Below are 9,791 nucleotides of genomic sequence, written 5' to 3' on the forward strand. Positions count from 1 at the left end.
ATTGTATTTTAAATAAAAACGCTACCCAAAAGGCAGCGTTTTTATTTTTAAATCAGAATTATTTTTGAACAATAGGAGTTCTCAATGATTCCAAAACAGCTACAATATCAGTATAAAGTTCTGTATTTGAAGCCACACCATTAGTGTTGGCAGCCGCGCCTACGTATCCAACAAATTTGGTGTAATCGGCACTAGAAGATTTTGTTCCCATACGAGGATTTTTAGCCGGATCATGAGCATCTACCATATTCAATCCTGAGTAAGTGTTTACGGCATTAGTTCCTCCTGTATTGAAAGAGAAGAAATCGGTTAGATTGTCTATTAATATTGCATATTTAGTAGTGTTTCCAGCTCCAACTTCTGCCAGCACCGGTGCAAAATGCGCTCCAAGATTTCCAGACGCATTGTTTTGCACATCCGCAACAATTAGTCCTACAGTAGAGTTTACTACTTTACGGAAATTCAAACGTCCCTGTTCGATCATTTGTCCCGGGCTTTCAGGATCGGCAACCATAGTTGTTCCACCTAAACGAGTGTAGATTGATGCTTCTACTGGTTCTGGTTTTGGATCATCATCGTCACTGCAAGAAGTAAATGCCGCCGATGCAACTAGTAATACACTTAGTGTAATTTTAGAAAAATTTCTCATAATAATTGAATTTAAGGATTAATTAAAAAATTGATTTATTGATTTAGATAATTTATAACTCACGCTATTTTGATCAACAGGACAAACTTCTTTGTTGGCCATATTAGCTGGTAGAATAAAGCGTTGGGCTTCATAAGGTCTTTTACTCATTAATTCATTGAAAACTTTCTTAGAATTGGTGATTTTATTATTGTGGAAATACACCACTACATTTCTTTTTACAATAATAGAATCGCTTGTTAAGCCTTTGATGGTTCTTAAATCGGCACAAATTTGTTTGGCTTGCAACGAATCGATATTAGATTTAAAATCAATTCGGCTTACTTGTAAGTTTGGAGTTTCATACACTGCCGGTTTTGCGGTAATAATGTGAAACAGCAAAATGGCAATAAACAAAAAGCCAATTCCTGCCAGCACGAGAACTACTTTTTTAACTGTTGTATTCATTTTCATAATTTTTAGGTTTTGAAAATTATTTACGAGTGATTCTTAGTCATGGTTTTAAAATTTATGAGAAAAAGATTAATTTAGAATTGTTTTAAATACCAGTGCTTTTAGAATTGGTTTTAAAAAGCCGATTTTTTAAAAAACTCTAAGCAAATTGAATCCAAAAAAAACGTCCCCTTTTGCCCAGTCTCCAGTAGTTTGACCTAAATATCCCGCTTCGTGAATGCCTTGCGAACTGGTAAAGTGCATTTGGAAAACGTGTCCGCCAGTATCTAAATCAAAACCTATAGAAAGTGGGTTTTTATAAACAGAATTGGAAGCTCTGTTTAAATGTGCGGCGTAATCAATATTTAACGACCAGCGTTTGGATAATTTATAACGACCTCCAATTCCGATGGCGTATTGTGTATTGTCTTGTTCAGCATTATCCACAAAGTTTTCGTGAAAAAGGGTTGGTGCTAATTGCAGCGATAATTTTTCAGAATATTTTCTGGAAATCAATAGTTGTTGCACATAAGTAAATTGATCATCGAAAGTTAATTTTGGGTAGAGACTTTCTTTCAATGTATTGTTTATGGCTAAACTTGTAAAACCAGCAATGCTTACCGGAAATCCGTCTGTTGTTTGATTGAACAAAGTATATTTTGTAGAAAAATCATAGGCTAATTCGCTTCTGGCACCACTAATGGTCAACCAATCGGTCAACCCGTAAACAAATTTTAGTTGAGTGTTGGCGTTGTCTAATCCAAAGAAGCCTTCAAAACCATCTTTTACGGAACCAAATCGATGCGCAACAATAAAATATAAATCGCCTTTTGCGGCTAGTTTAGTCGATTCCAGATTGACAATTTTTAATCCTTTAAATGCTGCGGATACTTTTTCTTTTCCGGAAATAGTGTCGATTCCTTTTAATAAATCCTCTTGTGAGAATGATGCTAATGGAAGTAAAAATAAGAGTAGAATGAGCTTTTTCATAAGTAATAATTTTGGTTTGTTAGTAAGTAGTTTTTTAGCGAATAATGGAACTTTGATCTATTTTGAATTCTTCTAATAATTCGTCATAGCCTAGAAATCGTCCTTTTATTTTTATTTTTTTGCCCGAAACGATGTCTTTGGGCAGGCTGTCATTGAAAGTCGCAAATACTTTATTGTCAAGAATAACAGCTTTGTTTTCGGTATCAATTGTGGTAATTTTTGCTGTTAATTCAATGGTTTGGTCCTGGTATTTGGCGAAAGCCAAACTGTCATTAGTAGCAAATTCTTTTTTCAATGTGGGAATGCTAATTGTATAAGTGGCTTTTTCGCTGCTGATATCTCTATGTTCCTGATAAGTATAATTATAGATGGCAATGGCTGCCACCAGTAAGATTAGAATTCCATATCGTATTTTTTTGTTCATGATGTTGGTTTTTAATGGTGTATTACTATCTACGGAAAAAGAGAAAGATTGGTTTTGTTTGAAAAAATAATGGTGGTATGAAAACTGGATTGGGAGTTTCAACGTATATGATTTATCTGAGTGATACAATGAAATTTTTAATCTAAAATCAATCGTTATGAAACCAAAAAATCTTTTTTCGTTACTAGTTTTTGCAAGCTTTTTAGTGGCTTGTTCCAATGATAATCCGGATACTTTGATGGAGGACATGCCTAATGAGGATGCGATTACGTACCAACAAAATGTAAAATCTATTATAGATAATAATTGTATTTCCTGCCATGCCGCAACGCCTAGAAATGGCGCTCCCATGTCTTTGGTAACTTATACCCAAGTAAAAAATGCCATTCAAAGTCGCGGATTACTGAATCGAATTTCGTTGAATAATGGTAATAGTTTACTAATGCCACAAGGAGGACCAAGGTTGCCTCAGTCAACTATTGATATCGTGGCACAATGGCAGCAAGATGGATTATTAAATGAATAATTTTAAAAACTAAAAGATGAAAAACACTATAGTAATAGCAATTTTGTTAATATCAAGTTGGTCAATTGCTCAAGAAAAAATCATTAGTAAATCGGCAGTGATTACTTTTGAAGCTTCGGTTCCTTCTTTTGAAGAAGTAAAAGCAACGAATAAAAATGTAACCTTAGTTCTAAATTCTAAAACAGGCGAAATAGCCAGTTTAGCTTTAATAAAAGGTTTTCGGTTTAAAGTAGCGTTGATGGAAGAACATTTTAATGAAAATTATATAGAAAGTGATAAGTATCCTAAAGCTTTGTTTAAAGGAAAAATAGAAGGATTTGATGTTAATAGTTTAACCGCAAGTCCAAAGGAATTTATCATCAACGGAAAACTGGAACTTCACGGAAAAACGTTTGTAATTAAGGCGGTTGCTAAAATAAGTCAGACGAATTCAGGGATTAATTTGAAGTCTAATTTTTCAGTCAACGCCAGCGATTTTGATATTGCAATACCGGCCGTGGTTAAGAATAAAGTGGCCAATAAAATCAATATTCAGGTTGATGCTGTTTTGAAATAAGGAATTTAAAAATTAAAGATTTTATAAATTTTGACCGAAATTGTAATAAACCATCAAAAAGATTTAATTTTGAAAGACCAAAGGCGTTCAATTAAAAACGACAATTGATAAATTGTATTAATTAAATCAACAAAATGGAGGAAGAAATAAAGATTGACGACGATTTTATTTTAATTCGTTTTCAAAATAATACTGATGAGGTTTTAACTTTTCAACGTCCTGTACAGCTGGGTTTAATCCAATTTCATTTCGGTTTAAAAGGAAGTGCCAACTATATTTTTAATCAGGGAAATTATAATTTAAAACTCAATGAAGAAAAAGCATTGTTGTTTTATAATACCGAAAAAGAATTGCCTCTAAATGTAGAAGTTGCACCTAAAACCTGGTTGATTTCTATATTTGTTTCCATCAAAAAATTCCATGGATTGTTTACTAATGATGCCGAGCATATTCCGTTTTTGAGCAAAGAAAATCAGGAAAAAAAATATTATAACGAGAGTGATATCAGTCCGTCGATGGCTATTGTTTTGAACCAGATGTTTCATTACAACCTGAATCCATCGATAAAAAACCTGTATTATAAAGGAAAAGGTTATGAATTATTGAGTCTTTTTTTCAATCGAAATGAGGATCCAAATGCGGAACAATGTCCGTTTTTGGTCGATGAAGAAAATGTGTTGAAAATCAAAAAAGCCAAAGAAGTTATTATTGCTAACATGGCCGAACCACCCGGATTACAGGAATTAGCCGATCAGGTAGGTTTGAATTTGAAAAAGCTCAAAATGGGTTTTAAGCAAATTTATGGTGACACCGTTTATGGTTTTCTGTTTGATTACAAAATGGATTATGCCCGAAAATTACTAGATAGTGGTTCTTATAATGTAAACGAAGTAGGCTTGAAAATAGGTTACAGTACCGGAAGTCATTTTATTGCTGCTTTCAAAAAGAAATTTGGAACCACTCCAAAAAAATATTTGATGTCGATTAATACTAATATGTAAAACAATATTGGTTTTATATATCAAAACATAAATAAAAAATAACATTTATCATATTTCTACAAAGTGGCTTGTACTACTTTTGACGAAAATTAAAACACAACAAAAAGCTACAAATGAAAGGAGTATTATTAGTCAACTTAGGTTCACCGGAAAGTCCAACGCCAAAAGATGTAAAACCGTATTTAGACGAATTTTTAATGGATAAATACGTAATTGATGTTCCGTATTTGTTGCGTGCCTTATTAGTTCGTGGTATTATTTTAAGAAAAAGACCGGAAGAATCAGCTCATGCTTACGCAAAAATTTGGTGGGACGAAGGTTCGCCTTTAGTAGTTCTTTCTGAAAGAATGCAGCAAAAAGTACAGCCTTTAGTAAATGTTCCCGTGGCGCTGGCAATGCGTTACGGAACTATGACCATTGAAAAAGGATTACAGGAATTGCACGATAAAGGCGTTACCGAAGTATTGCTTTTCCCGTTGTATCCACAATATGCGATGGCTTCAACACTGACAATTTTAGTAAAAGCAGAAGAAATTCGTAAAAAGAAATTTCCTCAAATGACATTTACGGACGTTCCTGCGTTTTACAATAAACCAGATTATATTCAGAATTTGGCCGATTCGATGAAAAAACATTTAGAAGGTTTTGAATACGATCATTTGTTGTTTTCTTATCACGGAATTCCGGAGCGTCACATTCGTAAAACCGATGTAACCAAATCACATTGTAAAATTGATGGTTCTTGTTGTAATACGCCATCACCGGCACACGAATTTTGTTACCGTCACCAGTGTTATGAAACCACAAAATTGGTAATTGAAAAATTAGGCATTCCAAAAGATAAATACAGTTTGACTTTTCAATCCCGATTAGCAGGCGACAAATGGTTGGAGCCTTATACTGATGTTGAAATCAACAATATGCCGGCAAAAGGAATTAAAAAATTAGCTGTAGTAACTCCTGCTTTTGTTTCGGATTGCTTAGAAACATTAGAAGAAATTGCCATGCGTGCCAAAGAAGAATTTGAAGAAAACGGAGGTCAAGAATTCTTAGCGATTCCTTGTTTGAATGATGATGATGAATGGTGTCAAACGGTTGGGAACTGGATCAATGATTGGGCAAAATAGATTTAAGATTACTGAATGTTGATTAACGATTTCAGATTTAAATATTAAATTCATGTTTTCAGAATACATAATATCAGAATACATAATATCAGAAATCTAAAATCTAAAATTCTTTATGGAATATTACAACTACCTAAAATCGCTACATTTAATTTTTGTAATCACCTGGTTCGCCGGACTTTTTTATATTGTTCGCTTGTTTGTGTATCAAATTGAAGCAGCCGATAAACCTTCTCCCGAAAAGGAGATTTTGCAAGAACAGTTTAAAATCATGAGCTATAGGCTGTGGTATATTATCACCTGGCCATCGGCAATTTTAGCGAGTATTTTTGCTTTTTGGATGTTGTTTTTTACCCCTACGGGAAATGCCTGGTTGCAAATGCCCTGGATGCATGTTAAACTTGGCTTTGTTTTTGTGTTGTATTTGTATCATTTAAAATGCCACCAAATATTTAAACAATTGCAAAATGATGCCGTAAAATACACGACGAATTTCATGCGTTTGTGGAATGAAGGAGCTACCATCATTCTTTTTGCAGTAGTATTTTTAGTGATTTTAAAAAATGCTGTTAACTGGATTTATGGTGTAATTGGGATTGTATTATTTTCGGTTTTAATTATGCTGGGTTTTAAATTTTATAAAAGAATTAGAGAGAGAAAACAGTAAGCAGTTAACAGTATTCAGTTGGCACTGAACACTAAAGAAACTGAATACTGAACACTAAAAACTATGCTTAGAATTTTCAAATTATCCATGCTTTCGTTGCGAGTTCGAATTTTTCTTTCGATGATCGTAGTGATAATTGTTTCCTCGATTTTATTAGCTTCAATTTCTATTGTTCAGTTTAAAAATGAAGCTAAAGAATACCATCGTGAACGATTAGAGCGAAAAGAAAATGCGGTTCGGGAACATATCAATTATGTGCTTTCAACTACTACTTATCCGCTAACAACTGAAAATCTGGAGTTGATTTTTAAGGATAAAATTCACGAATTAGCCCATATTCATAATACTGAAATTAATGTTTATGATTTAGAAGGAAAGTTATTGAAATCCTCAAAAGAGTCTTTTTCGGTAGATAAAACAGCAGCCCCTATTCCGAAATACATTCTTAAATTAGTTCGTTCTTCGATTGAAAAACGGTATGAAGACATTAAAACCATTAACGGAATAAAAAACAGATCGTCGTTTACCCAAATTAAAGACGATAAATTCAAGCCATTGGGGGTTTTAAACTTACCTTATCAGGAAGATGATGGGTTTTATGACAAAGAATTAAACAGTTTTTTAATTCGTCTAGGTCAGGTGTATTCTTTTATGTTGATTGTGGCTTTTGGACTGGCTTATTTTCTTTCGTCTTACATTACAAAATCACTGAAAACTATTTCAGATAAATTGAATGAAACCAGTTTGAATCAAAAAAACGAGAAGATCTTACTCACGGCCAGCAGTAAAGAAATCAATTTGTTGATTAATGCTTATAACCAAATGGTAGATGAACTGGAAAAAAGTGCCATCAAATTAGCACAAAGTGAGAGAGAAGAAGCCTGGCGTGAAATGGCAAAACAGGTGGCACATGAGATTAAAAATCCGCTAACACCAATGCGATTGACAGTGCAGAGTTTTCAGCGAAAATTTAATCCTGAGGATCCTAATATTTTGCAAAAAATGAAAGATTACTCCGAAACCTTAATTCAGCAAATTGATACGATGAGTGCTGTTGCTTCTGCCTTTTCGAATTTTGCTTCGATGCCGGCGCAACAAAATGAGACTTTGAATGTGGTAGAGGTGGTAGAATTAGCTTTGGATATTTTTAATGAAGAGCATATTATTTTCGAAAGTGATTCACCGGAGATAATTTCTAAAATAGATCGAACACAATTAATTCGAATTATTACTAACTTAGTAAAAAATGCCATTCAGTCCATTCCGGAGGAACAAGAAACTAAAACAGTAAAAGTAACGGTGAAAAAAGAATCCAATAATGTTTTAATTCTGGTTGAAGATAACGGAATAGGAATAAAAGCTGAAGATATGAATCGGATTTTCGAACCTAAGTTTACTACCAAAAGTAGTGGAATGGGACTAGGATTAGGTATTATAAAAAATATTATTGAAAACTATAAAGGAACAATTGTCTTTGATACTGAATTCGGAAAAGGAACTTGTTTTACAGTTGCTCTCCCAATTATTAACTCTTAAATCAATACCATGAGCTACAAAAATATTTTGATTGAAAAAGAGCAAACTATTGCAACTATTACTATTAATCGTCCGGAAAAATTAAATGCTTTAAATAAACTGACTATTCAGGAATTGCATCATGCTTTTTCTGAATTGGAACAAAATCAGGATACGCGAGCTATTATTTTGACAGGAAGTGGAGAGAAAGCATTTGTTGCGGGAGCTGATATTGCTGAATTTGCCCGTTTTTCGGTAGAAGAAGGAGTACAACTTGCAGCTCAGGGACAGGATACCTTATTTAATTTTGTCGAAAATTTAAAAGTCCCGGTTATTGCTGCCATCAATGGATTTGCTCTTGGAGGTGGTTTAGAATTAGCTATGGCCTGTCATATTCGTGTGGCTTCTAATGTTGCCCGAATGGGGCTTCCGGAAGTCTCATTAGGAATAATTCCCGGTTATGGAGGAACACAGCGCTTGCCGCAATTAATAGGCAAAGGTCGTGCTATGGAAATGATTCTTACTGCCGGTATGGTAACGGCTGAGGAAGCTTACAGAACAGGTTTAGTAAACCACGTAGTAGGGAAGGAAGAGTTGTTGCCTTACTGCAATCAAATAGCACAAAGGATTATTAAAAACTCTCCCGCAGCCATTAGTATGGCTATAAACGCCATTAATGCTAATTACAAAGAAGGGGAGAACGGTTTTGAAACAGAAATAAAATCCTTTGGGAAATGTTTTGGAACTGTAGATTTCAAAGAGGGAACCAAAGCCTTTTTAGAGAAAAGAAAAGCGGTTTTTACGGGGGAGTAAAAGAGTATTCAGAAAACAGTAGCGGTTTGCAGTTTCATACTAGAGAATCCCATTTCAGAATAAAATAATTAAAAACAACATGTCATACGAGCCTATATTTGTCCTGTTTTGGGAAAGAGTGAAACAGAGTATATCAGCTAAAACTTTTGCCAAATTAACCCTGGCAAAAACAATAGGAGATACTGAATTAAAGAATATTTATGTTCGTCCCGTTTTACTGGAAAATGACCTGATGAAAATGTCAGTCATTGCCCGATATAAAACCGAAGAAGTAGAGAGTTTTCATAGTTTGGATGATACTTACCCAATTTTGGCATCTTATATGAATAATCCTTTTTTAAGTGCATTATTGTTTACCAGTGAACAAGATGTGGTTTTTAAACTGAACAAGAAAAGAGCAGGAAGTATTACCGAGCAGGCACCTACTTTTTTAAATCCTTCGGATGTTATTCTGGAAATGAAAGCTAAGGGGATTTAATTTAATATTTTATATAATCATGATTAAGTACATTTCGTACCCAATTATTGGTGGTGTTTTAGGCTGTATTTTAGGTGGCTTTTTTGGATTTGTTTTCGATTCTTTTTATACAAAAAAGAATGATTTAGAACAAAAACAGAAATATCAAGCTATAATTTTTAGTATTATGGGGGGAGTTGGGGGAGTCCTACTTGGCCTTAAAGTTGCGGAAGAGGAAGTTAAAAATGAAAAAGAAAAAAGAATTTTTGAAGAGAGTTTGAAAATTAGTAAATGTAATTTTTGTAATACTAATTTTGAATATTCTTTTTTGTATTATGATGAGAAAAAATATTGTGATAATTGTATAAGTAAAATTAAAAAAGATTACATACTAAAATGTACCCAAATTAATTCCTGTGTTAATAAAATTGAAGAATTAAAGAAAATTTCAGCAATTTTGAAAAGACTTGATAAAGTTGATTTAATTGCAATGAGTATGATGGATTATGAAGATGTAGATTTAGAATTTATTACAAAAAAACCTTCTGAGATTTTAAAGAGTACAGAAGATTATAGAAATGGATTAAAAATATAAGGTTCTCAAGCTACTTTTAGAAATTTATGTTTTAAATAA

At 33.4% G+C, this 9,791-nt stretch carries 13 protein-coding genes; 9 read left to right on the forward strand and 4 right to left on the reverse strand.

From position 1 onward, the window contains the following. Positions 1-58: 58 nt before the first annotated feature. The 4 genes from FDM27_RS05140 to FDM27_RS05155 all read right to left on the reverse strand — a co-directional run bounded on the left by FDM27_RS05140 (position 59) and on the right by FDM27_RS05155 (position 2,495). Positions 59-649 carry a hypothetical protein gene (locus FDM27_RS05140; RefSeq protein WP_071184413.1) on the reverse strand — a complete coding sequence of 197 codons (591 nt, stop codon included), beginning with the start codon at positions 647-649 and terminating at the stop codon, positions 59-61. An 18-nt stretch (positions 650-667) separates the two neighbouring features. Beyond that, positions 668-1,096, reverse strand: a complete 429-nt coding sequence (locus tag FDM27_RS05145) for a hypothetical protein (protein ID WP_255510480.1) — start codon at positions 1,094-1,096, stop codon at positions 668-670. A 135-nt stretch (positions 1,097-1,231) separates the two neighbouring features. Continuing rightward, positions 1,232-2,071 carry a DUF5777 family beta-barrel protein gene (locus tag FDM27_RS05150; RefSeq protein ID WP_140485462.1) on the reverse strand — a complete coding sequence of 280 codons (840 nt, stop codon included), beginning with the start codon at positions 2,069-2,071 and terminating at the stop codon, positions 1,232-1,234. A 34-nt stretch (positions 2,072-2,105) separates the two neighbouring features. Beyond that, positions 2,106-2,495, reverse strand: coding sequence for an OB-fold protein (locus FDM27_RS05155; RefSeq protein ID WP_140485463.1), 390 nt, complete (start codon positions 2,493-2,495; stop codon positions 2,106-2,108). A gap of 157 nt (positions 2,496-2,652) precedes the next feature. Between FDM27_RS05155 and FDM27_RS05160 the strand changes: the two genes are divergently transcribed. From FDM27_RS05160 to FDM27_RS05200, 9 genes are all read left to right on the forward strand, one after another. Beyond that, positions 2,653-3,021, forward strand: coding sequence for a hypothetical protein (locus FDM27_RS05160; protein ID WP_140485464.1), 369 nt, complete (start codon positions 2,653-2,655; stop codon positions 3,019-3,021). A gap of 16 nt (positions 3,022-3,037) precedes the next feature. After that, positions 3,038-3,577, forward strand: a complete 540-nt coding sequence (locus FDM27_RS05165; RefSeq protein WP_140485465.1) for a YceI family protein — start codon at positions 3,038-3,040, stop codon at positions 3,575-3,577. 134 nt (positions 3,578-3,711) lie between these two features. Next, the gene (locus FDM27_RS05170; protein WP_071184419.1) at positions 3,712-4,578 is read left to right on the forward strand and encodes an AraC family transcriptional regulator; all 867 of its coding nucleotides are present in this window, start codon (positions 3,712-3,714) and stop codon (positions 4,576-4,578) included. Positions 4,579-4,691: 113 nt separating this feature from the next. After that, a complete protein-coding gene (hemH, locus tag FDM27_RS05175; protein ID WP_140485466.1) occupies positions 4,692-5,705 on the forward strand; it encodes a ferrochelatase in 1,014 nt (337 codons plus the stop codon). Positions 5,706-5,820: 115 nt separating this feature from the next. Next, positions 5,821-6,372: a CopD family protein gene (locus FDM27_RS05180; protein WP_140485467.1), complete on the forward strand. Its 552-nt coding sequence runs from the start codon at positions 5,821-5,823 to the stop codon at positions 6,370-6,372. 120 nt (positions 6,373-6,492) lie between these two features. Continuing rightward, complete coding sequence (locus tag FDM27_RS05185; RefSeq protein WP_083382062.1) at positions 6,493-7,908, forward strand: sensor histidine kinase; 1,416 nt, start codon at positions 6,493-6,495, stop codon at positions 7,906-7,908. Positions 7,909-7,917: 9 nt separating this feature from the next. Beyond that, complete coding sequence (locus tag FDM27_RS05190; RefSeq protein WP_140485468.1) at positions 7,918-8,700, forward strand: enoyl-CoA hydratase/isomerase family protein; 783 nt, start codon at positions 7,918-7,920, stop codon at positions 8,698-8,700. A 79-nt stretch (positions 8,701-8,779) separates the two neighbouring features. Next, entirely contained in the window at positions 8,780-9,178 is a 399-nt protein-coding gene (locus FDM27_RS05195) for a hypothetical protein (protein WP_140485469.1), read from the forward strand. Positions 9,179-9,197: 19 nt separating this feature from the next. Beyond that, positions 9,198-9,752 (forward strand): hypothetical protein, encoded by a 555-nt coding sequence (locus FDM27_RS05200; RefSeq protein WP_140485470.1) that lies wholly within the window; start codon positions 9,198-9,200, stop codon positions 9,750-9,752. The last annotated feature ends 39 nt before the right edge of the window (positions 9,753-9,791 follow it).

It is taken from the genome of Flavobacterium sp. GSA192 (assembly GCF_006386525.1).
Lineage (GTDB): Bacteria > Bacteroidota > Bacteroidia > Flavobacteriales > Flavobacteriaceae > Flavobacterium > Flavobacterium commune.